This window comes from Pseudomonas sp. HN11 (genome assembly GCF_021390155.1).
Classification (GTDB): Bacteria; Pseudomonadota; Gammaproteobacteria; order Pseudomonadales; family Pseudomonadaceae; genus Aquipseudomonas.
The window spans coordinates 2617239-2641853 of sequence record NZ_CP089985.1; the positions used below are offsets into that span (position 1 = coordinate 2617239).

A 24615-nucleotide genomic window follows, 5' to 3' on the forward strand; every position below is an offset into this window, starting at 1 on the left:
GGATGGTTATGCAAGCTGTAATGAACCCGAAGTATCCGGGGCTCAGTGTACGGGTCGCCGACGAAGGATTTGATGCCTACGTGTGGGGCAATGACTTCAGCTTTGAGGTCAGTGCCTACGGTGAGCCGCAGATGGGCAAGCGGGTCGATCAATGGCCCGTGGAGCGCATCTTGCCGTACCGCAAGTGTTATGGCATTGACCCCGAAGAGTTCGCCAGTTTCCGCGATGCGCCCGACAGCGCGATCTTCATGGCTTACCTGGACGATCGGCCAGTGGGGCATATCGTGGTCAGCACCAACTGGAATGGCTTTGCCCATGTAGATGAGCTGGCGGTCGTCCTGGCCGCGCGGCGTCATGGGGTGGCCAAGGCGTTGCTGGATGTGGCGCAGTTCTGGAGCCGCAAGAAGAACCTGCCGGGCATGATGCTGGAAACCCAGAACAACAACCTGGGTGCCTGCCGTTTGTACGAGCGTTGTGGCTATGTGATGGGCGGCATCGACCACTTGCGCTATCGCGGCATCGACCCGCAAACCCGTGAAGTGGCGATTTTCTGGTATCGGTTGTTCAAAAGCGAAGTCGACAAGACTTAACCCGCCAACAGGCCCTCGGCCTTCTGCGTCACAATCTCCAGCAGCGCATTCAGCGCCGGCGAGGTCACGCCGTCCTTGAGGGTCAGCGCGTACAGGTTGACCATGATCGGAGGCGACACCGGGCATGCATCCAGCCCGGCTTCCCGCGCGCCGTACGCGGTGAAGGGGTCGACCACCGCCAGGCCTTCGCCGGCTTCCACCATGCTGCGCATCATCTGGTAAGTCTGGACACGCGTCTGCACCACCGGCAGCGGGCGCAAGGCTTGCAGCTTGGCGTCAAGCAAGCGGCTGAGCGGGTCCTGGCCTTCCAGCCCGATCATCGATTGCCCAGCCAGGTCCTGTAATGCAATGTACTTTTGCTTGGGCTTGAGCCAGCCATGGGGGGCGAGCAATTGCAGTTTGCCCTGTGCGAGTACGCTGCTATGGAGCTGTGGATGTTCCGGGTCATGCAGGCTCAGACCCACGTCGGCTTCGTGCAACAGCAAACTTCTGACGATCTCCCGAGTCGGCTGGCTCGACAGGTTGCACGGCGTATCCTGGAAGCGCCTGCGCAGCACCGCAATGCTTTGCGGCAGCAACTGGTTGGCGAGGGGCGGCGTGCAGAGGGCGCGCAGGGTCGGGGCGTGATGGTGTTTCAGGCGGCTGGCCAGGCGTTGAACCGGTTCCAGCGCCTCATATACGTGGGCGATTTCGGCCTGCAGCTCAAGGGTTTCGCGAGTTGCCTGCAAGCGTCCACGTACACTGGCGAACAGCATAAACCCCAATTGCGCCTCGGCTTCCTTGAGCGCCGCATCCACATCGCCCAGGGGAAGTTGCAACCATTCGGCGGCCAAGCCTGGATGTCCGGTCTGCAAGATGGCCTGAATCACTTCGATATGACGTAAACGCATCGCCGGAGTCTATGTGCAGCGGGCCCGGTATTCAATAGAATGGCTGCGCTGATCATCAACGACCAAAGCCGGCTAACGGCATTAACAACAAAAACAGGTCTGGTCTCATATGCGTTTATCCCCGAAATTCCTCGGGGTAACGGCCAAACAACTGCTGATGCTGGTGAGCGTCGGTTGCGTGGCTGCTTATCTCCTCGACACTCAAAGCGAAACCCCGCCGGAAAACCTGGCACTCGAAGCCTTTATCCGCTCCCAGGAGCAGGTGGTCGAACAGGTCGGCCCGGTGCTGGGCATGGAATTGGTCAGGCAGGTGGTCGCGCATCCGGGCTACAACTCGGTGGGCTACCAGCGTTCGATGTATGCCGTTGAAGGCGAGCGGGGGCGGTTGATGGTGACACTGAAGAGTGTGAAGGGAGAGCAGGGCATCGAGGTCACGGAGATCCGCCGCCCGTGATCACCCCAGCCCAGTCAATGCCGTCAATGGCCAGGACTGAGCAGGTCGATAGGGCGAGATCTTATGAGGCGAGGGTGGTTTGCGATTCGCGCACAAGAATAGTGCCTGATTGGATCAACTTGAATTCGTCGCCTTCCAGTTTCTCTACACGATCGCCAATGGCCAACTTGTAGGTGGTGGTAGGTGCCGAGCCAGCCAGGTCGCCTTGCGCCGGGTCTGATTCCTGGAACTCATGCACCGAATACACGCGTCCTTCTGCGTCTCTGGCATGAAACTGTCCGACTAATACTGCTGCCATCTGTTTAGAACCTCTGGAGATAAACACTCGATTTGCGGTTCTGTAGACCGTCATGGAGCGGGGTAGTTTACTTACGGAATAAAAATACTATTCGCTGATATTTTCGGATGTTTCCTATCTGTCGTAGTGCCAGGTAAACCCTCGGAGGAATTTCAAAACCTTCTGGTGAACATGCCGCGAAGGCTCTATAACTACAGGCTCCTTTAATCAGACGTCGGGAAACCCCAATGAGCAAGGTCTACACGGTAGCCGTCATAGTCGGTAGCTTGAGAAAAGACTCGATCAACCGCAAGGTCGCCCTGGCATTGGCCGACCTGGCCCCTGCCAACCTGAAGTTGAACATTGTGGAAATTGGCGATTTGCCGCTCTACAACGAAGACATTGACGGTGCGTCACCGCCGGCAGCCTACAGTACTTTCCGCCAACAGGTGAGCTCATCCGACGCGGTGCTGTTCGTGACCCCGGAATACAACCGCTCCGTGCCCGCCCCGTTGAAGAATGCCATTGACGTAGGTTCGCGGCCTTATGGGCAGAGTGCCTGGGGTGGCAAGCCGGGCGCGATCATCAGTGTGTCGCCGGGTGCAATTGGTGGGTTTGGCGCCAACCATCACCTGCGTCAGTCCCTGGTGTTCCTCGATGTGTGGTGCATGCAACAGCCGGAGGCTTATCTGGGCGGTGCGGGGAGTGTGTTCGATGACGCAGGGAAGGTGTCGGAAAAGACCAAGCCGTTTCTGCAAGCGTTTATCGATGCCTACGGTAAATGGGTGGAAAAACAGCACGCTTGATTTGGCTATGAGATCAAAATGTGGGAGCGCCCGCTCCCACACTGGGTTCAGCGTAGCCAGTTAGTCCGCGCCAACTCGATTACTTCATCGCCACGGCCACTCATCACCGCCTTGAGCATATAGAGGCTGAAACCCTTGGCCTGTTCCAACTTGATGGTCGGCGGCATCACCAACTCCTGGGTCGCGGTGACCACATCCACCAGCACCGGGCCGTCATGGGCCAGGGCGCGGCGCAGGGCCGGTTCCAGGTCTTCGGATTGCTCCACGCGGATGCCGAGGATGCCCATGGCGTTGGACATGGCGGCGAAGTCCGGGTTTTTCAGTTCGGTGCCGGCATCCAGGTAGCCCGCAGCCTTCATTTCCATGGCGACGAACCCCAGGGACGAGTTATCGAACACGATGACCTTCACCGGTAGTTTCAATTGTGCCAGCGAGATGAAGTCTCCCATCAGCATGGCGAAACCACCGTCGCCGGACATCGAGATCACCTGCCGATCCGGGAAGGCTGCCTGCGCACCAATGGCCTGTGGCATGGCATTGGCCATAGAACCGTGGTTGAACGAACCGATCAGGCGACGCTTGCCATTCATCTTCAAATAGCGCGCAGCCCATACGGTGGGTGAGCCGACATCCGCAGTGAAGATCGCGTCGTCATCCGCCAGTTCACTGAGCAAACGTGCCACGTATTGCGGGTGAATCGGCCGATTGGCTTTCGACGGTTGAGCAAGGTCGTCCAGCCCCTGACGGGCTTTCTCATAATGTTTCAATGAGGTTTCGAGGAAGCTGCGATCAGTCTTGCGCGTTAAGCGTGGCAGCAGTGCGCCGATGGTTTCGCTGACGTCGGCGGCGATGCCCAAGTCCAGCGTGGCGCGGCGGCCGAGCGCGTCTGGGTTGCGGTCGACCTGGATGATCTTGGCGTCAGTGGGGTAGAACTGGCGGTAGGGGAAGTCGGTGCCGAGCATGATCAACGTGTCGCAGTCGAGCATGGCGTGGTAACCGGAACTGAAGCCGATCAGTCCCGTCATGCCGACGTCGAACGGGTTATCCCATTCCACATGTTCTTTGCCGCGCAGGGCGTGTACCACGGGAGCGCCGAGGGCGTCGGCCAGGGCGACTACTTGATCATGGGCGCCAGCGCAGCCGCTGCCGCACAGCAGGGTGACTTTCTGGCTGTTTTCCAGGATATCGGTGAGGCGTTGCAGGTCTGGTTCCGCAGGCAGCGTGCGCGGCGCGTGCAGGGCCGGCCACGGCTTGAGTTTGTCTTCCACTTCCAGCAGCGATACGTCGCCCGGAATCACCACCACTGCAACGCCGCGATTGAGGATCGCTGAACGCATGGCACGGTGCAGCACGTGGGGCATTTGCTCGGGGTTGGTGACCAGTTCGATAAAGTGGCTGCACTCCTTGAACAGCTCCTGGGGATGGGTTTCCTGGAAGTAGTTCAGGCCGATCTCCGAGGACGGGATCTGCGCGGCAATCGCCAGCACCGGCACATGGTTGCGATGGCAGTCGAACAGCCCATTGATCAAGTGCAGGTTGCCCGGACCGCAGCTGCCGGCACACACCGTCAGCTCACCCGTGGCCGCCGCTTCTGCACCGGCGGCAAAGGCGGCCACTTCTTCGTGGCGCACATGCATCCACTCGATGCTGTCCATGGTGCGCAAGGCGTCGGTGAGCCCGTTGAGGCTGTCGCCGGTCAGGCCCCAGATGCGCTTGATACCCGCCTGTTCAAGGGTGGTCGCCAATTGCTGGGCCAGGTTGATTTTCGCCATGAAGAACTCCAATCGTCAGTGAGGTTAAAAACTGCTGATCAATAGGGGACAGCTTGATCACGGCGGATGTTCACCCTTTAACGTGAAGATTGCGTCATGGCCGCCCGGTATTGTCGGGTGCGCCGCGCCAGAAACCACTGGTCACGCACCAACGCCATGCATGGCGTGACGTTGGCCTTGGGCGAATGACCGCGGCTGAGGCGGCGCATCTGATAGCGCACCACCGCGAGGATGGCCAGAGACGCCAGAGGCTTGCGCTTCCAGTCGATGGGTTTGAGTTGCGGGTTGGGGTCGCGGCCTTCGCGCCAGTGTTGGATCAATTGCGGCTCCAGCGTCAGGGCGGTGGCGATCCCGGCCATGGCGACGCCACTGTCCAGCACCTGTTGCACGATAGGCAGGCGACGAATACCGCCGGTGACCATCACCGGCATTTTGGCGATGGTCGCCAGTTGACTGGCGAACTCCAGGAAGTACGCCTCACGCGCCAGGGTGCGGCCGTCACGCGCTTCGCCTTGCATGGCCGGTGCTTCGTAACTGCCGCCGGATAACTCCAGCAGGTCGATGGACAGTGGGTTGAGCATTTCGACCACGGCGCGTGCGTCGGCCTCTGCAAAGCCGCCACGCTGGAAGTCGGCGGAGTTGAGTTTGACCGCAACGCAAAACGACGGGCTGACATTGGCGCGCACCGCACGGATCACTTCCAGCAACAGGCGCGCGCGGTTCTCCAGCGAGCCGCCCCAGCGGTCGGTACGTTGGTTGCTCAGCGGCGACAGGAACTGACTGAGCAAGTAGCCGTGGGCGCCATGGATCTGCACGCCGGTAAACCCGGCTTTCTCGGCCAGGCGTGCGCTGGTGGCGAAGCGCTGGATCACGTCCTGGATATCGTCCTCGGTCATGGCCTTGGGGGTGGCAAACATCTTCGAGAAACCGCCCAGGTCGAGCGCGACGGCGGACGGTGCAAGCGCTTGCTGACGCAGGTTTGCCGGCGTTTGGCGCCCTGGGTGGCTGAGTTGTACCCAAAAGTGCACGCCGTTGCTGCGGGCGACGTCGGCCCACTCGCGAAAGCTCGCCAGCTGCTGCTCGTCTTCAAGGGCCACGCCACCGGGGCCGGTCATGGCGCGGCGGTCGATCATCACGTTGCCGGTGATCAACACGCCTGGCTTACCGTCGGCCCAGGTTTTGTACAGTTGCTTCAATGCGCGAGAGGGTGCTTGCCGAGCATCTGCCATATTCTCTTCCATCGCCGCCTTGGCGATACGGTTTGAGAGGACTTGGCCATTGGGCAGTTGCAGGGCTTCAAAGGGTGACATGGGTTGACTCCTGAGCGGGGGAGGCCTCAGGCTAAGCTTAAAGTTAACTTTAATGTCAAGCAGGTGCTGTGATGAACATTGGTGAGCTGGCAAAACAGAGTGGGCTGGCGGCGTCGCGGATCCGCTTTTATGAAGCCCAAGGGCTGATCAGTCAGGTGGGGCGCCAGTCCAACGGTTACCGGCATTATGCCCCGCAAGCCTTGCAGACGCTGCAACTGATCCAGAGCGCGCAACAGGCAGGCTTTACCTTGCAGGAGCTCAAGGCGCTGATGCCGGCGCCGGGAGAACACAAGCGCGAAGAGTTGATCGAGGCGCTGGAGCGTAAGGTTGCGCAGATCGAAGAGATGCAGGCGCAACTGTCCCACAGCAAGGCGCAATTACTGGGGGTGATCGAAGCGGTACGGGCGCAGCCGGAAGGTGTGCCGTGTCAGATGACAGTTGCGAGCCTTAAGCTGCAAGCCACAAGTTAAACGCGTGAACTTGCAGCTTAAGACTCCTAGCTCGTCACTCAGCGACGACGGAACAACGGCAGTGGTTCATCCGTTGCCGCCTGGTACGTCACCGAGAAATCCTTGAGGCTTTCCAGTGCTTCGTACGGGTCTTTGTCGGCGCGCAGGGCGAACGCATCGAACCCGCAACGGCGCAGGTAGAACAACTGGTCGCGCAATACGTCGCCAATCGCGCGCAGCTCACCTTTGTAGCCGTAACGGTCACGCAGCAAGCGCGCGTTAGAGTAGTTGCGGCCGTCGGTGAACGCCGGGAAGTTCAGCGCGATGACCTGAAAATGTTCCACGTCGTCACCGATCTCTTCGGCTTCTTCATCGGCGTCCAGCCACACGCCCAGGCCGCCGTCGCGGGCCTTGAGAGCATGGCCGTGTTCGCGCCACAGCGCCAATGGCACGATCAGGTCGTCGCAGTTGGAAATGCCGTCAAAGCTCGCGTCCTTGGGCAGCAGGTGCCAGGTTTCGTCGACGACTTCGTTGTTCTTAATGATTCGCTGCATAGACGCGCTCCTTGAACAGGTCAATGCCGATGCGCTGGTAGGTGTCGATGAAACGTTCATCTTCGGTGCGCTGTTCGATGTACACGTCGATCAGCTTGCCGATCACCTCGGGCATGGCTTCCTGGGCGAAGGATGGGCCGAGGATCTTGCCCAGGCTCGCATCGCGGCTGGCGCTGCCACCCAGGGACACTTGGTAGAATTCCTCGCCTTTCTTGTCCACGCCCAGGATGCCGATGTGGCCGACGTGGTGGTGACCACAGGCGTTCATGCAACCGGAGATGTTCAGGTCCAGCTCACCGATGTCGAACAGGTAGTCCAGGTCGTCGAAGCGGCGCTGGATCGATTCGGCGATCGGGATTGACTTGGCGTTGGCCAGGGAGCAGAAATCGCCGCCTGGGCAGCAGATGATGTCGGTCAGCAGGCCGATGTTCGGTGTGGCGAAACCGCCTTCGCGCAGCTCGCCCCACAGCGTGAACAGTTGGCTCTGCTCAACGTCCGCGAGGATGATGTTCTGCTCGTGGGAGGTACGCAGTTGGCCAAAACTGTAGCGCTCGGCCAGGTCGGCGACGGCGTCCAGCTGCTTGTCAGTGATATCGCCTGGGGCAACGCCGGTCGGTTTCAGCGACAGGGTCACCGCCACATAGCCTGGCTTCTTGTGCGCCAGGGTGTTGCGCACGCGCCAGCGGGCGAAACCGGGGTGTTCTTTGTCCAGCGCTGCGAGTTCGGCGTCTTGATTGCTCAGGGCCTTGTACTCAGGGTCGACGAAGTGTTTGGCCACGCGATGCACTTCGGCTTCGGTCAGGGTGGTCTGGCCGCCGCGCAGGTGTTCCATCTCGGCTTCGACTTTCTGGGCGAACACCTCAGGCGTCAGCGCCTTGACCAGGATCTTGATCCGGGCCTTGTACTTGTTATCACGACGGCCATAGCGGTTGTAGACCCGCAGGATCGCGTCGAGGTAGCTCAACAGGTCCTGCCATGGCAGGAACTCGTTGATGAAGGCACCGACCACCGGCGTACGGCCGAGGCCGCCACCGACCAGTACGCGGAAACCCAGCTCGCCGGCTTCGTTATGCACCGGCTCCAGGCCGATGTCGTGCACTTCGATGGCGGCACGGTCCGAGGTCGAGCCATTGATGGCGATCTTGAACTTGCGCGGCAGGTAGGCGAATTCTGGGTGGAAGGTGGTCCATTGACGGACGATTTCGCACCAGGGGCGCGGGTCGATCAGTTCGTCAGCGGCCACGCCGGCGAATTGGTCGGTCGTCACATTGCGCAGGCAGTTACCGCTGGTCTGAATGGCGTGCATCTGCACGGTGGCCAGTTCAGCCAGGATGTCCGGCACATCTTCCAGCGCCGGCCAGTTGAACTGGACGTTCTGGCGGGTACTGATGTGGGCGTAGCCTTTGTCGAAGTCCCGGGCAATCTTGGCCATCATGCGCGTCTGGCGCGACGTCAGTTGGCCATAGGGCACGGCTACCCGCAGCATCGGCGCAAAGCGCTGAACATAAAGGCCATTTTGCAGGCGCAGAGGGCGGAACTCTTCTTCGCTCAGTTCACCTGCTAAGTAGCGTCGGGTCTGATCACGGAACTGCTTGACGCGGTCCTCGATGATGCGCTGATCGTATTCGTCGTATACGTACATATAGGTCCTGTTCTCGGCAAATCTGCGCGCACGGCCGCGCACTCCCAACGGAGCCGGCGCACGATACCAGTTTGCGTTTATGCGCAAAAGTGATGTTTGAGTATATGCAAATAACCAAAATGACTAATGAGAACGGTTATCGCGATATCCACATTTGTCATGCGGGCAATCGTCGACTTTACTGTGATCGTGTTTAACCGTTATCACCTACAAAACCGACAAGAGGCGATGCGATGAGCAATTCGACAAAAGCCCGTAAACCCGACAGTACTGTTGATGCCTGGGCGATTCTGTTCCTGATCATCCTAGTGGTGGGAACCGCCGTGTTCTGGGTGAGCCATCAGTAGGAAGAGGGCGTTTGAATGTCCACCGCGTGACCCAGGTGGGAGGGATCGTCCCTCCCGCCTGTTGATTGGGTTCACGGGCCCATTGAATATTTGCTTACCTCAAGTGCACGGGCCGACTTTGATGTGATGGCCGCTCCATTATCAAGGAGCGCCACCATGACCGAAACGCCACTGCCCAACCTGCCCGCGGCAGTTAAACCCCGCCCTGCCAGCAAGAGCATTCACCATACGTTTCTGAAGAAGACGATTCCGCCCTGGCTGACCGGCCTGCCTGCGCCGCACTTGAGTGCGCTGAAAGCAACGCCGACCGTCATGCCGGTCTGGTACAAAAACGCCACACCGTCCCAGCGCGAGGCATTGCACACCGCAAACATCGCCAGTGCCACTTCACTGGCGGTTCTGGACAAGGAGATGGCGGGCTTCAATGATATCGAAGCGTTTGCCAAGCCGCTGCTGGTCGAGGCGCTCAAGGCTCAATACAAGGTCACGCTGGACGTCGAAAAAACCTACCTGTGCTTAAGAAGGCCGTTGGAAATGGGCACCCTCGGCATTGAGGTTTCATCGTTTGAAGTGTTGAAACTGCCGTTGTTACAGGCCGCACTTCACAACTTTGAAGCGTCCGAGTGCGAGGCTGGAGCGTTCCACCTCACCTCCGGATTCGTCGTCGAATCGGCTGTGCCGGGCGAGTATGAGCCCCTTGCCACAACGTTGACAGTGGCGCAGTTCACCGGGCTGTGCCGCACGCTTGACATGGGTGCCCAATACCAGACCTACCTCAAGGGGTATTTTCGCCCAGCGGACGCAGCGGCCGACCAGGCACACCGGCACACATTCATCAACGCCCAGAAGGATGCGCTACGTGCAGCGGCCGAGTTGGCGTTGCTGAAAAAAGACATCCTGCCGGCTGATCACGCCATGATTCTGTCTGTTATCAATGGCGAGGTTCATCCGACGTTGGGTGGACGCCCCGTGTGGTTTCGCGACCTGGGCCTGATGAAGCACAGACTGACTGGCTGTGTGGTTTTCAGCATTTGTGAAAAATATCGGTATTCCGATGACTTGATTCTGTATGTGCCGAACGACCCGGAGCATCCACTCAAGCGCTATACCTATGCGCAGATGGGCGCGGAGCTCAAGCGTCAGTTCACCGACCGCAAGTCAATTGCCGCTGATGGCAGTGGGCTGAACGCGTACCAGCGGTTCTTCAGCCGGTTTGTGGCGTACGCTGACCGTCCGGATTATTTCAGCCAACTCACCGAAGCGGCGCCTGATACCGATCACAGTCGCAGAGCGGGCAAGTACGGCGCGCTGCTCAATGAGCTGTTGCGCGGGCTCAATCCCTTTCTCGGTTTCCGGCGACTGCCGCCCGAGGCGCCGTCCAAGCGGGTGGCTATCGATAACCCGTACTTGGGCACCCGTTCGCTGTCCCGGCCCGGTCACGGAATGTGGGCGGAAAACATCGATCTGTGGGGCTATTTGTATGAGCGCCACCGTGACCAGCTTATCGCCGACGCCGCGAGCCATGCCGTGCCTACGGCCGATGTCGATGCGCGGGTGCGTTCGCGCAAGTTGGCGGCGCTGTTGAATATCGGCATGTTGGTGTTGACGGCCTTTGCAATGTGGGTCCCGATGCTGGGCGAGGTCATGCTCGCCGTGATGGCATTCCAATTGTTGTACCTGACGTTCGAAGGGGTGGTCGAGTGGAGTGAGGGCGACCGCAGGGCGGCCAAGGCGCACTTGATCGAGGTTGGGGAGAATCTGGCACTGATTGCGTTGACCGCTGGTGTGGGCAAAGCGTTTGGCAAGCTGACGGCAGTCAAGGCCGAGCCGGTCATCGAGGGGCTGGACCCGGTCACGCTGCCCAATGGCGAAGTGCGCCTGTGGAAACCCGACTTGATACCCTATGAAAGCGACGTTCGGTTGAGCGACGACCTCAAGCCCAATGCGTTCGGTGAGTACGAGGTCGATGGCAAAAGCTACGTGCGCCTGGGTAACAAGCTATACCGCAAGCAGTTCGATCCCCAACTCAAGAAATGGCGGTTGCAGCACCCCACGGATGCCGACGCTTACCAACCGATTCTGGACCACAATGGCCAGGGCGCGTGGCGACACACGCTGGAGCGGCCCTTGCAGTGGGACCATGCCACGCTGCTCAAGCGTCTGGGGCATGCCACCGACGGGTTGGATGATGCGGCAGTGGACAGCGCCGCCAAGGTCAGCGGCGTGGACGACGCTGTACTGCGCAGAATGCACACCGATTCTCTGCCCATGCCTTCGGCTTTAGTCGACACGTTGCGTCAGTTTAAAGTCGACCGCCAACTCACTGACCTGCTAGAGCAGGTGCGTCTCGGTACCCCGGTGCCAGACAATCGCTACAACTACACGCTGCCGGAAGTTATCAGCATGCCGCGCTGGCCGCGTGGCCGGGTGATTGATGTGTTTGATGATGCAACCTTTGCAGGGCCGTCTACGCGTTATGGCGAGGCCTCTACGCCGGCCAAGCCAGTGATCAGAATCGCCCGTGGGGATATCTCTTCAGGGAAGCTGGCGCAACGGGTATTGGCAAATCTGGAGGAAGGGGAAATTATCAGTTTGCTCGGGTCCCAGGGGGCACGGGTTGCGGCCCAGCGTGAGGCTGTTTTCCGCCGACAATTGGCTGATCACCTGACGGCAAACAACACATCATTGTTTGACAGCATGCTTGTAGGCGAGCGGCTGTCCACCCCACAGACCACTGGCACGCAAGCGTTGCAGAGAGTTTTCCCCAGCCTGCCGACAGAAGCCGCCTACGAGGTATTGACCGAGGCTACACCGGCGGAGCAGGTGCAAATGGCTCGGCCTGCGACGCCTCCTGCCGCACTGCTGCTCAAGGCACGTGTGAAGGCGCGGCTGGCCCGGCTGAATCGGGCATTGGCCGGGCTGTATCTGCCCAATGCGGCATCATCCGACAGCTACTGCCTGGCGCTACACGCGCTGGAAAAGTTGCCGAGCTGGCCGCCAGACATGCGCCTGGAGGTGCGGCAGGGGAACGTGCGTGGCAGGCTGCTGGACAGTATCGGCAGCGAGTCGGCCGAAGAGGTTAAATACCTGGTCAAAAATACCCACGGCCAGTTTGGTAGCCAACAGTTTCAGGCCTTCGATCAGCAGGGTAATGCTCTGAACAGTGTTCCCATTCAAGGCGATAACTTCTTTGCCTCGATCATGCATGCTCTGCCGGATCATGCTCGTACCCGGTTGGGCGTGCCGCAGGTGGAGCAAACAGCTCAGTTGCAGAGCTTGGTGAGCGACTATGCGACGGCGAATCGTGAGCTGATGATGCAAGCGCTTGTGCCTGAGTGGAAACCTTCGCGATTCAAAACACCGACTCGCATGAGGGATGGACAGGTCGGCTATCCATTGAGCGGAGATGGAAGCGGCGCACAAGATCTGGCTGATCAGGCATTGGCGGGCCGGGTGCGCGATGTTTATTCGAACTTGACTGATTCACAGGCGTTGGAATTTGTGCGAATGCGTCGGCTCGCAGGGAGTACTGACCAGCAGATTTATCATTTGCTGGAGAACCGGGGCAGAGAGTTTGAAGGCCTGCGTTCGGCGTTGGCTACCTGGACCCGAGGTGATCCCTCGCCGCCAGGCTGGTCGCCCCTGCCTCGCCGACAGAATTTCATGGATCGGATTATCGCCACCTGGAGAGCTGGGATGAATCGTGATCTGGACCTGACCGAGGGGAATGGTTTTCTGGACTTATGGGGGGCGGGCCCTTTGCCAGCGATGGCTGCGGACTTTTCTCATGTGCGTGCACTGTCAATAGGCAGTTCCCAGATCAACGATGCGGCCCTGTGGCAAGCGTTCAGTCACCTTAGAGGTCTCAGGGTATCTGTCGCCAGCGCAGACATGCCGGCTCTGGCCGGAGAACTGGCCGGTTGGAACCCCATTACCGAGCTGCACCTTGATCTGCCACGGGGTGCGGACGCTTCAGCGGCATTGACCCAGGCCCTGCAGGGCATGACCCAGTTGGAGTCGTTGAGTCTCGCCGGCCGGCCGCCGGTGCTGGATTACAGCGTATTCACCCGTTTGCGCACGTTGCGTTTATCTGGCGGAGAAGGAACGTGGCCGACAGGAATTGAGACGCTTGACAGGCTTGAGTCCGTGAATCTTGTCGGTCTTGAGCTGCGCTCACTCCCCGACGCACTGTTCAGCGGACACGAAGCGTTGTGGCGCCGGTTGGGGGTGAATTGGGGGGCGCTGGAGCGTCAGTCGTTCATGAGAGCGTTCGACTATGTGCACGAAAACCCCGCTCATCTGGTAGATGAGGCGGCAATGGTGGAAGGGTACTGTGGGGCGCGCCTTCAAGAAATGTTGCCGCAGTCGGACCTTTGGCCGGCGACTCGCGCCGTTGCAGTGCTCGCACGCCAAGGGTTGGCAGGACGGGCAATGTTGGAGGCGGTCGAAGCGTTGCAGGATGAGTACCGCACCTTGGATACGACGCTGCAGCAGTGGGAGAGCCGCGAAGGTGTGCTGGTCGAGGGAGAGCAAATGTCCTTGAGTGCCCGTAGGCAACTGGCTGACAGAATTCGTACCTGCTGGCGCAACGCCCTGGCGGCCCGGTATGCGCCAGACGAGCCTGTCGCAGGTCCGTTCAGGGCGCCTGAGCAGCCAGCGGACCAGACCCTGTCTCTCGCCGGGTGGGGGGAGCCGGGAAATTTGCCTGTGTTAGGCGATATCGTCTTCCCTCACATACGCCGCCTGGACTTGTCAGGCGCAAGGTTGACGGTCACGCAGCTGGAGGCGTTTCTGGGCCGCTTTCCTCAACTCAATGAGCTGGATTTGAGGGGGAACCGTCTGACTGAATTGCCATCGTCCATCGAGGCGGTAGGTCAGCTCGCTGAGCTGAATCTGTCCGATAACATGCTGACGATCACTGCCGCGACTCAGGCTCGCTTGAACCGCCTGACTTCTTTGCAGAGGTTGGACTTGTCGGGAAATCGCCTCGGTAGCCTGGATGTGAGTTCACTGAGAGATCTCGTGTCTTTGAATGTGGGGAGTACCCAGATCAGCGCATGGCCCGAGGGTGCGCTGACGTTGCCGAGGCTTGGCTTCCTGGATATGAGCGCAAGCGCGATCACTGACATTCCCGATGCGGCGTTGACGGGGCACGAGGTCTTGCTGGCAGGCACTTCGTTGCGTGGTTGCAGGTTAAGCCCGGAGGGCATGGCCAAGGTACAAGCTTTCGCACGTAGCACAGAGCCTGGAACGCCTTATGCGAGCATGTTTGGCCGGCCACTGGGCATTGACCGAGCGGTGCTGGCCGAAGGGCGCACGGGAGGTGATCCCATGTTCTTCCCCGTAGAGGTCTCCGAACGACCGGACCTGTTGTTGCCGTTGCCTTTGACTGCGGAGTCTGCGCGAACGTCCCTGACCTCAGCCGAGCGGCTGCAGCATCTTGATCCGCAATTGAGTGTGGACCAGGCCGGGACGCGAATAGACGCATGGCTTGCACAGGACGCAGGTGCCGCGCAGATTGAAAAGGCCCTTGAGCGGTGGGAAGCGCAATACAACCAATTGATCCAACGCTTCAATAGCTGGATCGACGTGCCAGCAGTGCGTAACCGTAATGAATGGGTAAATGCGACCGACCGTCGCCGGGCTGCCGATCGGCTGCTGGCTTGCTGGCGGGAAACACTGCATGAGGTGCCGCTGCATGAGCGCGCCAGCAGCCACTATCAGGTCAACTTGAGCGGCCTGATCCTGGGGGATTTGCCGGACCTGTCGGTTACTTTTTCCCATGTCCGTGCATTGGACTTGAGTGGCGTGCGGCTCACGACCGAGTCTCAGCAGTTTCTGAGCGCATTCCCACGTTTGAACAGCCTGAACCTCAGTGGCAACAGGCTGGGTGTGCTACCCGAAAACGTGACGAACCTTAACGAACTGACTCACTTGATGCTCAATGATAATGCGTTGGTGGACAGCGAGACCTTGCAAAACCGCCTGCGCTCCTTGCCACGTTTGCAAACGCTGGAGCTGGGGAGGAATAACCTCAGTACATTTGACATGAGCGGTCTTGATCACTTGCAGCGTCTGGATCTGAGTGACAACCGCCTGGAGCAGTGGCCGGAGGGTGTGCTGGAAGCGCCTGCGTTGACCACCCTTGATCTGAGAAGTAATCGGATCGAGACAATTCCTTCCAATGCCCTTGAACCGGAACATGCGGCCTTGATGGAGGGCATCGACTTATCCGACAACCTATTGACGCATCAGGAGTGCGTCAGACTCAGTGAATATCTAAGCGACACCGGGCGAGGGCTGGGCTTCACCGCCGAAGAGATTGACCGCGTTCTTGCGGGGTATGGCGATGTGCTTTCTGAGGAAGAGGGCGCGGATGCCCACCCTGAGCAGGAGTCTGCGCAGCAGCAAAAAGACCGCTGGTTTAACGACGTCGCCGCAGACTCGGAGAAACACCGGATATGGGACTCCCTCATGGACGAAGACAGCACCGGTGATTTTGCCTACATCCTATCGCAACTGCGTCATACACGGGACTTCACTCAGAGCCGCGCCCGCCTTACAGCGCGGGTCTGGGCAGTGCTGGAGGGGGCCTATGCCGATGAAGCGCTGCGCGAGCGGTTGATGGCTATCGCCCAGGCCTCCAGGCACACCGTCACCTGTGGAGACGGCCGTATCCTGTTGTTCAATGCGCTTGAAGTCGAGGTGTACGAGTTCAATGCATTAAAAGGTATTGAACCCACTCAGAGGGGCCACGTGATATTGAGGTTGTCCAGGAGTCTGTTCCGCCTGGCCCAGTTGGAAACGATCGCTGGCGAACGCATTCGGCTCAACCCTCATCTAGACCCGGCGGAAATTCGCCTGAACTATCGAATCGAGTTGGCCTCGCGTTTGGGGCTGCCGCCGCAACCCGAAAGCATGATCTACAGAAACTTGTCCGGACTGAGGCAAACCGATCTGGATGCAGCTTATGCGCAGGTCCTTCAGCAGGAGCAGACGCCAGCATTCATCGAGCAACTGAACGCACGCCCGTACTGGAAAGAGTACTTGCAGCAACGATATCCCGACGAATTCGCCGAGGTGCAAAAGACTCTCGACGGTAAAGTCGAGGATCTGGATGAAGAGTTCTGCGAAATTACCCCAGCGTATCTCGAACGGTACAACGTGTTGTTCAGGGCCTACGAGGATGAACTCAAGGCCTTGATGAGGAGGCTGTCCGAGCAGGAGGTCGCTACCCTGGGTGACTAAGTGGTCCGCTGTTTTACCCAAAGCTCGGTCATGGCGATTTACACGCCCGCCAAAAGCAGCACCAGCTTGACAATGCCAAACAGCGTCAGCGCAAACACCGCGGTAAAGAGAATCCCCAGCACCGCGAAGTGGCTTGGCTTGCCGTGAGTAAAGTCGCGGGCGCGGTTTTTGCCGCTCTGCACGCCAAAGGCTGCCGCCATGACGCTGTGCAGCATCTGCCAGAAGGTAGGGGGCTTGTTGTTGCCTGGATCGTCCATACGTCCCTCGACACAAGGTGTGTGAGGGAGAGCATAGACAATCCAGCCGGGCTTAGTTGTCGTAACCCAGGTTCGGCGCCAACCAACGCTCGGTCACACTCAGGTCCTGGCCTTTGCGCGCGGTGTAGTTCGTCACCTGGTCCTTGTCCACCTTGCCCACGGCAAAGTACTGCGCCTGCGGGTGGGCGAAGTACCAGCCGCTGACTGCCGCCGCCGGGAACATCGCGTAGTGCTCGGTGAGGAACACGCCGCTGCGGCCGGCTTGCATTTCCCGTGCCTCGGGATCGAGCAGGCGGAACAACTGGGCTTTTTCGGTGTGATCCGGGCAGGCCGGGTAGCCGGGGGCAGGGCGGATACCGCTGTATTGCTCCTTGATCAGCGCCTCGTTGTCCAGTTGCTCGTCCTTGGCATAACCCCAGTAGTCTTTACGCACCTGCTGGTGCAGCCATTCGGCGCAGGCTTCGGCCAGGCGGTCGGCCAGGGCCTTGACCATGATCGAGTTGTAGTCGTCGCCCGCGTCCTGGTAGGCCTTGGCGACTTCTTCTGCACCGATACCGGCAGTGGTAATGAAACCACCGATGTAGTCGGTCACGCCGCTGTCCTTCGGTGCCACGAAGTCGGCCAGGGAGAAGTTCGGCTTGCCGTCGGTCTTGATGATCTGCTGGCGCAGGTGATGCAGCCGCGCAATCGGCTGGCCATCGTCGCCATAGACTTCCAGGTCATCGTCCTGCACCTGGTTGGTCGGCCAGAAGCCGAACACGGCACGGGCGCTGATGAGTTTTTCGTCGATCAGCTTCTTGAGCATTTCCTGGGCATCGGCGTACAGCGCGGTGGCAGCTTCACCGACCACTTCGTCTTCGAGGATGCGCGGGAACTTGCCGGCCAGGTCCCAGGAGATAAAGAACGGCGTCCAGTCGATGTACTCGGCCAATACCTTGAGGTCGATATTGTCCAGCACCTTGGCACCGGTAAAGGTCGGCACCACTGGCGTGTAGGTGCTCCATTCGAACTGCGGCTTCTTGGCGATGGCGGCAGCGTAGCTCAGGCGCTCGGTGCGGGCACTACGGTTCGAGGTGCGTTCGCGTACGTCAATGTATTCCAGGCGGGTCTTCTCGACAAAGCCGGCCTTTAGTTCCTTGGACAGCAACTGCGTGGCCACGCCCACGGCGCGCGAGGCGTCGGTCACGTAGATCACCGCATCGTTGTTGTATTTGGGCTCGATCTTCACCGCCGTGTGGGCCTTGGAGGTGGTGGCGCCACCGATCATCAATGGCAGGTGGAAGTCCTGGCGCTGCATCTCACGGGCCACGTGGACCATTTCGTCCAAGGACGGCGTGATCAGGCCGGACAGCCCGATAATGTCGCACTTCTGTTCCTTGGCCACTTGCAGGATCTTCTCTGCCGGCACCATGACGCCCAGGTCGACGATGTCGTAGCCGTTGCAACCCAGTACCACGCCGACGATGTTCTTGCCGATGTCATGCACGTCGCCCTTCACCGTGGCCATCAGGATTTTGCCTTTGGCTTCAGGCTTATCGCCTTTTTCCAGCTCGATGAACGGGATCAAGTGGGCAACCGCCTGTTTCATGACGCGGGCGGATTTCACCACCTGGGGCAGGAACATTTTGCCCGCGCCGAACAGGTCGCCAACGATGTTCATGCCGGACATCAGCGGGCCTTCGATCACTTCGATCGGGCGCGCGAAAGACAGTCGTGATTCCTCGGTGTCTTCGACAATGTGCGTGGTGATGCCTTTGACCAGTGCGTGTTCCAAGCGCTTGTTCACGTCCCAGCCACGCCATTCTTCGGTTTCGGCTTCCTTGACGCTGCCGTCGCCCTTGTACTTGTCGGCGATGGCGAGAAGGGCGTCGGTGCCGTCTGGCGTGCGGTTGAGCACCACGTCTTCCACGGCGTCGCGCAGCTCGGTCGGGATCTGGTCGTAAATCTCCAACTGGCCGGCGTTGACGATACCCATGGTCAGGCCATTGCGGATCGCGTACAGCAGGAACACCGAGTGGATCGCTTCACGCACCGGGTTGTTGCCACGGAACGAGAACGACACGTTGGACACGCCGCCAGAGGTCAGCGCGTATGGCAGTTCGTCCCGGATGTAGGCACAGGCGTTGATGAAGTCGACGGCGTAGTTGTTGTGTTCTTCGATACCGGTGGCGACCGCGAAAATGTTCGGGTCGAAGATGATGTCTTCCGGCGGGAAGCCGACCTCATTCACCAGGATGTCGTAGGAGCGTTTGCAGATTTCTTTCTTGCGCGCTTCGGTGTCGGCCTGGCCGGCTTCGTCGAACGCCATCACCACCACGGCAGCGCCATAGCGTTTGCACAGCTTGGCGTGATGGATGAACTGCTCCACGCCTTCCTTCATGCTGATGGAGTTGACGATGCCCTTGCCCTGGATGCACTTGAGGCCGGCTTCGATCACGTCCCACTTGGAGGAGTCGATCATGATCGGCACGCGGGAGATGTCCGGCTCGCCGGCAATCAGATTGAGGAAGGTCACCATGGCCTTCTTCGAATCCAGCATGCCCTCGTCCATGTTGATGTCGATCACCTGGGCGCCGGCTTCCACCTGCTGCAGGGCGACTTCCAGGGCTTCGGTGTAGTTGTCTTCACGGATCAGGCGGGCAAACCGTGCGGAACCGGTGATGTTGGTGCGTTCGCCGACGTTGACGAACAATGAGCTGCGATCAATGGTGAACGGTTCGAGGCCCGACAGGCGGCAGGCCTTGGGAATGTCCGGGATCTGGCGCGGTGCATAACCGGCCACGGCCTTGGCGATGGCTTCGATATGGCCCGGCGTGGTGCCGCAGCAGCCGCCGACAATGTTGAGGAAGCCGCTCTGGGCAAACTCTTCGATGACCTCGGCGGTCTGCGACGGCAATTCGTCGTACTCGCCGAATTCGTTGGGCAGGCCGGCGTTCGGGTGCGCGGACACGTGGGTGTTGGCCTTGTTCGACAACTCTTCCAGGTACGGACGCAGTTCGCTGGCGCCCAGGGCGCAGTTCAGCCCCACGGAAATTGGCTTGGCGTGGGCCACGGAGTTCCAGAACGCTTCGGTGGTCTGGCCCGACAGGGTACGACCGGAGGCGTCGGTGATGGTGCCGGAGATCATGATCGGCAGTTCGATGTTCAATTCCTCGAACACGCCTTGCACGGCGAAGATCGCGGCCTTGGCGTTGAGGGTGTCGAAAATGGTCTCGATCAGGATCAGGTCGGCGCCGCCTTCGATCAGGCCTTTGGTGGCTTCGGTGTAGTTTTCCACCAACTCATCGAAGGTCACGTTGCGGTAGCCGGGGTTGTTCACGTCGGGCGACAGCGAGCAGGTGCGGCTGGTCGGGCCGAGCACGCCGGCGACGAAACGCGGCTTGGCCGGGTTTTCGGCGGTCTTGGCGTCAGCGATTTTGCGCGCCAGGCGTGCGCCTTCTACGTTCAGCTCATAGGCCAGTTCTTCCATCCCGTAGTCGGCCATGGAGATACGGGTGGCGTTGAAGGTGTTGGTTTCGAGGATGTCGGCGCCGGCATCCAGATAGGCTTTTTCGATGCCGCCGATCACGTCCGGGCGTGTGATCACCAGCAGGTCGTTGTTGCCCTTGACATCGCTGGGCCAGTCGGCGAAGCGTTTGCCACGGTAGTCATTTTCCTCAAGCTTGTAGCTCTGGATCATCGTGCCCATACCGCCGTCGAGAATCAGGATACGTTCCTTGAGGGCTTGATGAAGGGCTTGCAGACGAACGCTACGATCGGACATGGGACTACTCTGGTCAGGCATTTCGGAGGGGGGGAATCATAGCAAACCTGTGCGGATTTAGAGCATGTGCAGGTTTTGCATGAATATCGTTCATGTTGGGCGGCGTCATGGCCCGGTAGAATCACCGGCACTTTTTACTGCACGCATTGAATCGGGACCGGATACATGTCACTTCGCCTCATCACCAGCGCCATCCTGGCACTGGTCGCCTGCATTGCACAGGCTGACGGACCCGCCCCGGCGATTTCGTACACCCGCGACATTCAACCGATCTTCACCGAGAAATGCGTGGCCTGCCATGCCTGCTACGACTCCGCCTGTCAGCTCAACCTCGGCAGCGCCGAAGGTGCGCTGCGCGGCGCGAGTAAAGTGCCGGTCTACGACGGTGAGCGTAGCCAGGCCACGCCGACCACCCGTTTGTTTTATGACGCCTTTGGCAAGCAAGCCTGGCAGCAGAAGGGTTTCTATTCTGTGCTGGACGCCCAGGGCAGCCAGGCGGCGCTGATGGCGCGCATGCTCGAGTTGGGCCATAACGCCCCGTTGCAACCGAACGCCAAATTGCCTGAAGACATCGTTCTGGGACTGAACCGCGAAAACACGTGCGCCGTGCCCGGCGAGTTCAATGCCTACGCGGGTGCCCATCCCAGGGAAGGCATGCCGCTGGCGGTCACCGGCCTGACCGACCAGCAGTACCAGACCCTGCAACGCTGGCTCGCGTCCGGCGCTCCTATCGACGAACGAGGCTTGGCGCCCAGCCCCAAGGAAGCCCTCCAGGTACAGCAGTGGGAAAACTTATTCAACCAGCCGGGGGCGCGGGAAAGCCTGGTGGCGCGCTGGTTGTTCGAACATCTGTATCTCGCGCATATCTACTTCGAAAATGGCGCGCCGGGGCATTTTTTCCAGTGGGTGCGCTCGCGTACACCAAGCGGCCAGCCAATCGACCTGATCGCTACCCGTCGCCCCAATGATGACCCCGGCACCCGTGTGTATTACCGCCTGTGGCCGGTGCAGGGTGTGATTGTGCATAAAACCCATATCACGTACCCGTTCAGTGCCGAGAAGATGGCGCGCATCAAAGAGCTGTTCTACGCCGGCAACTGGCAGGTCGACGCTTTGCCGGGCTATGGCCCGGGCCGTCGCGCCAACCCCTTCGAAACCTTCGAAGCCATCCCGGCCAAGGCGCGTTACCAATTCATGCTGGATAACGCCGAGTACTTCGTGCGTACCTTTATTCGCGGGCCGGTATGCCGTGGGCAGATTGCCACGGACGTGATCCGCGACAACTTCTGGACCCTGTTCCAGGACCCGGACCACGACCTGTACATCACCGATGCGCGCTATCGCGGCCAGGCCACGCCGTTGCTGGCCATGCCGGGGCAGAACGATGACGTGGGCAGTGTGCTCAGCCTGTGGTTGGCTTACCGCGACAAGCGCAACGAATATGAGGCCCTGCGCCGCGACAGCTACGCTGACTTGCCGCCGCCGAGCTGGTCGAGCCTGTGGGCGGGCAATGACAACGCTTTGCTGAGCATCTTCCGCCACTTCGACAGCGCCTCGGTGACCAAAGGCCTGATTGGCGAGGTGCCGCAGACAATGTGGTTGTTCGACTATCCGCTGCTGGAGCGCACGTATTACCAACTGGCGGTGAATTTCGATGTGTTCGGCAATGTGTCGCATCAGGCCCAGACCCGATTGTATTTCGACCTGATTCGCAATGGTGCCGAGCAGAACTTCCTGCGGCTGATGCCCGCTGATACCCGCGAAGATTTTATGGATGACTGGTATCAGAACAGCGGGAAGATCAAGCTGTGGCTGGACTATGAAGCAATTGATGACGACAAGCCCACCGGCCTGCACCTCAACGAAAACGATCCGAAACGTGACTTTGCCAAGCAGTTGCTCAGCCGTTATGGCCATTTGAATGTCAGCCCGGATCCGATCAACCGTTGCAGCGGCGCCTATTGCTCCCGCGACGGTGTCGACCCGGCCATCCAGGATGCGGAGCAGGCCCTGAGCCGTCTGACTTCACGCCCGGCCGCTGGGCTCAAGGTTATTGATCAACTGCCTGAAGCGACGATGCTGCGGGTTGAGACCGCCAGCGGCAAGCGGGTGGTCTACAGCATGCTGCGCAATCGTGCCCACAGTAATGTGGCGTTTCTGATGGGTGAGGCTTATCGCTATCAGCCGGGCTTGGATACGGTGACGATTTATCCTGGCGTGCTGAGCAGCTACCCGAACTTTATGTTCAATATTCCGGCCCGGGAAGTGCCCGAGTTCGTGGCCGAAATGGAGCAGGCCAAGGATGCCAAGGGTTTTGAGCTGATTGTGGATCGCTGGGGCGTGCGCCGCAGCCATCCGCTGTTCTGGCAGTATTTCCACGATTTGTCGCAGTACGTCCGTGAAACCACGCCGGTGGAAGAGGGGGTGCTGGACATGAATCGCTATGAGAACCTATAACGGTACCCGGTGATCCAGTCATCTCTCTGAGCGGGTGCTGAAGCGGTCGGATATCTATCTTACGGGGCAGGAAAGGGTATTCCGATTATGCTGATTTCAGTGCAGGCGCTACGGGCCTTGGCGGCATGGATGGTAGTGGGTGTGCACTTCATGCAGTTGTTTTTCGACTTTGAGGCACACAATGCGCTGGAGTATCTGCTGGCCGATAAAGGCGGTATCGGCGTGGATATTTTCTTCGTCATCAGTGGGTTTGTGATCTTCCTCGCGACCGCGGACAAGGCGCTGACCCCTTGGCGTTTCATGCTCATGCGCGTGGCAAGGATCGTCCCAGCGTATTGGTTCTATACCTTGCTCATGGTGCTTCTGGTGGCGACTGTGCCTTCGATGTTTCCCTATGAGCATCTGGAGCCGAGTTACGTGCTCATGTCGCTGCTGTTCATCGCAGCCCCGAGCGAACCGGGCGTGGAGGTCTATCCGCTGCTGGGTGTCGGGTGGACCCTGAATTTCGAAATGCTGTTCTACGTGCTGTTTTCCTTTGCTTTGTCAGTGCGCGCATCGTATCGGCTGTGGGTAGTGGCAACGTTGCTGTATCTGGCGTGCTACATCGGCCCCACCCTTGGTTTGGCCAGCGGGTTCTACAGCAACGGCATCGTCTTGGAGTTTCTGATGGGCATCGTGATCGGCATGCTCTATCGCCGTGGCTTGTGTCGGACCAAACCCTGGCTGCCGTTGTTGGGTATTGTCGGTGCGTCAATGGCGGTTTATCACGGGGCTGATTTACCGCGTGCGTTGGAGTGGGGTATTCCCAGCGCGATATCGGTCATCAGTTGTGTGGCGCTGGAACCTTACTTTAAGGGCTCGCGGTTTCTGAAAATGCTCGGTGATTGTTCCTATTCTGTGTATTTGATCCATGTGCCGGTACTCGCCGCTGGGCAGCTTATTGCCAAACGCATGGGAATAGACCCCTATGCCATGTTGCTTGTGTGCGTCGTAGTGACGGCGCTGGGCGCTTATGGGAGCTACCACTGGCTGGAGAAACGCCCTTATCGCGTGCTGAAGCACTGGTTCGGCGTCGATGATCGGGGGATTATTTCCCGACAAAAATACTAGGACTTTGTACCTCTGTAATGATTTGGCGTAAACTGCCGGCAAGCCTGTGAGGAGTTTCCATGACTGCCATAACCATTACCGACGCCGCCCACGATTACCTGGCTGACCTGCTGTCCAAGCAGAACACCCCGGGTATCGGCATCCGCGTCTTTATCACCCAGCCTGGCACCCAATACGCCGAGACTTGCATTGCCTACTGCAAGCCTGGTGAAGAGAAGCCTGAAGACACCGCCCTGGGGCTGAAAAGCTTCACCGCGTATATCGATGCCTTCAGCGAAGCGTTCCTCGACGACGCGGTGGTCGATTACGCCACCGACCGTATGGGCGGCCAATTGACCATCAAGGCGCCAAACGCCAAGGTGCCGAACGTCAACGCCGACAGCCCGGTGAACGAGCGCATCAACTACTACCTGCAAACCGAGATCAACCCAGGCCTGGCCAGCCATGGTGGCCAGGTCAGCCTGATCGACGTGGTCGACGATGGCATTGCGGTGTTGAAGTTCGGCGGCGGCTGCCAAGGCTGCGGCCAGGCGGACGTGACCCTGCGCGAAGGCATCGAGCGCACCTTGCTGGAACGCATTCCAGAGCTCAAGGGTGTACGTGACGTGACCGACCACACGCAGAAAGAAAACGCCTACTACTGAGTAAGGCGTTCACTGCGAACGAAAAAACGGCGCCCCGTGAGCGCC

General features: G+C 59.6%; 16 protein-coding genes. 8 read left to right on the forward strand and 8 right to left on the reverse strand.

The genetic code is table 11. The features are described from left to right. The first annotated feature begins 8 nt into the window (after positions 1–8). Positions 9–590, forward strand: coding sequence for a GNAT family N-acetyltransferase (locus LVW35_RS11915; RefSeq protein WP_233895694.1), 582 nt, complete (start codon positions 9–11; stop codon positions 588–590). Here LVW35_RS11915 and LVW35_RS11920 read toward each other — a convergent pair. Continuing rightward, on the reverse strand, positions 587–1480 hold the full coding sequence (locus LVW35_RS11920) for a LysR substrate-binding domain-containing protein (RefSeq protein ID WP_233895695.1): 894 nt from the start codon (positions 1478–1480) through the stop codon (positions 587–589). The two genes, LVW35_RS11915 and LVW35_RS11920, sit on opposite strands and share 4 nt — an antisense overlap. Before the next feature lie 109 nt (positions 1481–1589). On the opposite strand from LVW35_RS11920, the gene LVW35_RS11925 reads away from it, so the two are divergent. Next, positions 1590–1934, forward strand: a complete 345-nt coding sequence (locus tag LVW35_RS11925) for a hypothetical protein (protein WP_233895697.1) — start codon at positions 1590–1592, stop codon at positions 1932–1934. A gap of 61 nt (positions 1935–1995) precedes the next feature. Here LVW35_RS11925 and LVW35_RS11930 read toward each other — a convergent pair whose 3' ends face one another. After that, on the reverse strand, positions 1996–2232 hold the full coding sequence (locus LVW35_RS11930) for a hypothetical protein (RefSeq protein WP_049708675.1): 237 nt from the start codon (positions 2230–2232) through the stop codon (positions 1996–1998). A gap of 227 nt (positions 2233–2459) precedes the next feature. Between LVW35_RS11930 and LVW35_RS11935 the strand changes: the two genes are divergently transcribed. Next, entirely contained in the window at positions 2460–3017 is a 558-nt protein-coding gene (locus LVW35_RS11935) for an NADPH-dependent FMN reductase (protein WP_233895699.1), read from the forward strand. Positions 3018–3064: 47 nt separating this feature from the next. Here the strand turns inward: LVW35_RS11935 and poxB are convergent, their stop codons facing one another. Together poxB and LVW35_RS11945 are read right to left on the reverse strand one after the other, a co-directional pair. Continuing rightward, positions 3065–4789, reverse strand: coding sequence for a ubiquinone-dependent pyruvate dehydrogenase (gene poxB / locus LVW35_RS11940; RefSeq protein WP_233895701.1), 1725 nt, complete (start codon positions 4787–4789; stop codon positions 3065–3067). Between the two features lie 77 nt (positions 4790–4866). Further along, entirely contained in the window at positions 4867–6099 is a 1233-nt protein-coding gene (locus tag LVW35_RS11945; protein WP_233895703.1) for an NADH:flavin oxidoreductase/NADH oxidase family protein, read from the reverse strand. 71 nt (positions 6100–6170) lie between these two features. Here LVW35_RS11945 and LVW35_RS11950 point away from each other — a divergent pair, with 71 nt between their 5' ends. After that, on the forward strand, positions 6171–6569 hold the full coding sequence (locus LVW35_RS11950; RefSeq protein WP_233895705.1) for a MerR family transcriptional regulator: 399 nt from the start codon (positions 6171–6173) through the stop codon (positions 6567–6569). Positions 6570–6607: 38 nt separating this feature from the next. Here LVW35_RS11950 and LVW35_RS11955 read toward each other — a convergent pair whose 3' ends face one another. After that, positions 6608–7102 (reverse strand): DUF934 domain-containing protein, encoded by a 495-nt coding sequence (locus LVW35_RS11955; protein WP_043050275.1) that lies wholly within the window; start codon positions 7100–7102, stop codon positions 6608–6610. Beyond that, the gene (locus LVW35_RS11960; protein WP_233895707.1) at positions 7086–8744 is read right to left on the reverse strand and encodes a nitrite/sulfite reductase; all 1659 of its coding nucleotides are present in this window, start codon (positions 8742–8744) and stop codon (positions 7086–7088) included. The genes LVW35_RS11955 and LVW35_RS11960 overlap by 17 nt, the downstream gene beginning before the upstream one ends. Positions 8745–9247: 503 nt before the next feature. Between LVW35_RS11960 and LVW35_RS11965 the strand changes: the two genes are divergently transcribed. Next, positions 9248–16339, forward strand: coding sequence for an NEL-type E3 ubiquitin ligase domain-containing protein (locus LVW35_RS11965; protein ID WP_233895709.1), 7092 nt, complete (start codon positions 9248–9250; stop codon positions 16337–16339). A gap of 38 nt (positions 16340–16377) precedes the next feature. Here the strand turns inward: LVW35_RS11965 and LVW35_RS11970 are convergent, their stop codons facing one another. Both LVW35_RS11970 and metH read right to left on the reverse strand, forming a co-directional pair. Beyond that, positions 16378–16596 carry a DUF2970 domain-containing protein gene (locus LVW35_RS11970; RefSeq protein ID WP_233895711.1) on the reverse strand — a complete coding sequence of 73 codons (219 nt, stop codon included), beginning with the start codon at positions 16594–16596 and terminating at the stop codon, positions 16378–16380. 52 nt (positions 16597–16648) lie between these two features. Beyond that, a complete protein-coding gene (metH, locus tag LVW35_RS11975; RefSeq protein ID WP_233895712.1) occupies positions 16649–20359 on the reverse strand; it encodes a methionine synthase in 3711 nt (1236 codons plus the stop codon). A gap of 165 nt (positions 20360–20524) precedes the next feature. On the opposite strand from metH, the gene LVW35_RS11980 reads away from it, so the two are divergent. The 3 genes from LVW35_RS11980 to nfuA all read left to right on the forward strand — a co-directional run bounded on the left by LVW35_RS11980 (position 20525) and on the right by nfuA (position 24570). After that, complete coding sequence (locus LVW35_RS11980) at positions 20525–22816, forward strand: fatty acid cis/trans isomerase (protein WP_233895714.1); 2292 nt, start codon at positions 20525–20527, stop codon at positions 22814–22816. Positions 22817–22903: 87 nt separating this feature from the next. Next, positions 22904–23926 carry an acyltransferase family protein gene (locus LVW35_RS11985; RefSeq protein WP_233895716.1) on the forward strand — a complete coding sequence of 341 codons (1023 nt, stop codon included), beginning with the start codon at positions 22904–22906 and terminating at the stop codon, positions 23924–23926. A gap of 59 nt (positions 23927–23985) precedes the next feature. After that, positions 23986–24570 (forward strand): Fe-S biogenesis protein NfuA, encoded by a 585-nt coding sequence (nfuA, locus tag LVW35_RS11990; protein WP_003190728.1) that lies wholly within the window; start codon positions 23986–23988, stop codon positions 24568–24570. Positions 24571–24615 lie beyond the last annotated feature (45 nt).

Excerpts from the sequence above, each read along its gene's own strand:
- LVW35_RS11915 (WP_233895694.1), top strand. The coding sequence starts at position 9 with ATGCAAGCTGTAATGAACCCGAAGTATCCGGGGCTCAGTGTACGGGTC.
- LVW35_RS11920 (WP_233895695.1), bottom strand. The coding sequence starts at position 1,480 with ATGCGTTTACGTCATATCGAAGTGATTCAGGCCATCTTGCAGACCGGA.
- LVW35_RS11925 (WP_233895697.1), top strand. The coding sequence starts at position 1,590 with ATGCGTTTATCCCCGAAATTCCTCGGGGTAACGGCCAAACAACTGCTG.
- LVW35_RS11930 (WP_049708675.1), bottom strand. The coding sequence starts at position 2,232 with ATGGCAGCAGTATTAGTCGGACAGTTTCATGCCAGAGACGCAGAAGGA.
- LVW35_RS11935 (WP_233895699.1), top strand. The coding sequence starts at position 2,460 with ATGAGCAAGGTCTACACGGTAGCCGTCATAGTCGGTAGCTTGAGAAAA.
- poxB (WP_233895701.1), bottom strand. The coding sequence starts at position 4,789 with ATGGCGAAAATCAACCTGGCCCAGCAATTGGCGACCACCCTTGAACAG.
- LVW35_RS11945 (WP_233895703.1), bottom strand. The coding sequence starts at position 6,099 with ATGTCACCCTTTGAAGCCCTGCAACTGCCCAATGGCCAAGTCCTCTCA.
- LVW35_RS11950 (WP_233895705.1), top strand. The coding sequence starts at position 6,171 with ATGAACATTGGTGAGCTGGCAAAACAGAGTGGGCTGGCGGCGTCGCGG.
- LVW35_RS11955 (WP_043050275.1), bottom strand. The coding sequence starts at position 7,102 with ATGCAGCGAATCATTAAGAACAACGAAGTCGTCGACGAAACCTGGCAC.
- LVW35_RS11960 (WP_233895707.1), bottom strand. The coding sequence starts at position 8,744 with ATGTACGTATACGACGAATACGATCAGCGCATCATCGAGGACCGCGTC.
- LVW35_RS11965 (WP_233895709.1), top strand. The coding sequence starts at position 9,248 with ATGACCGAAACGCCACTGCCCAACCTGCCCGCGGCAGTTAAACCCCGC.
- LVW35_RS11970 (WP_233895711.1), bottom strand. The coding sequence starts at position 16,596 with ATGGACGATCCAGGCAACAACAAGCCCCCTACCTTCTGGCAGATGCTG.
- metH (WP_233895712.1), bottom strand. The coding sequence starts at position 20,359 with ATGTCCGATCGTAGCGTTCGTCTGCAAGCCCTTCATCAAGCCCTCAAG.
- LVW35_RS11980 (WP_233895714.1), top strand. The coding sequence starts at position 20,525 with ATGTCACTTCGCCTCATCACCAGCGCCATCCTGGCACTGGTCGCCTGC.
- LVW35_RS11985 (WP_233895716.1), top strand. The coding sequence starts at position 22,904 with ATGCTGATTTCAGTGCAGGCGCTACGGGCCTTGGCGGCATGGATGGTA.
- nfuA (WP_003190728.1), top strand. The coding sequence starts at position 23,986 with ATGACTGCCATAACCATTACCGACGCCGCCCACGATTACCTGGCTGAC.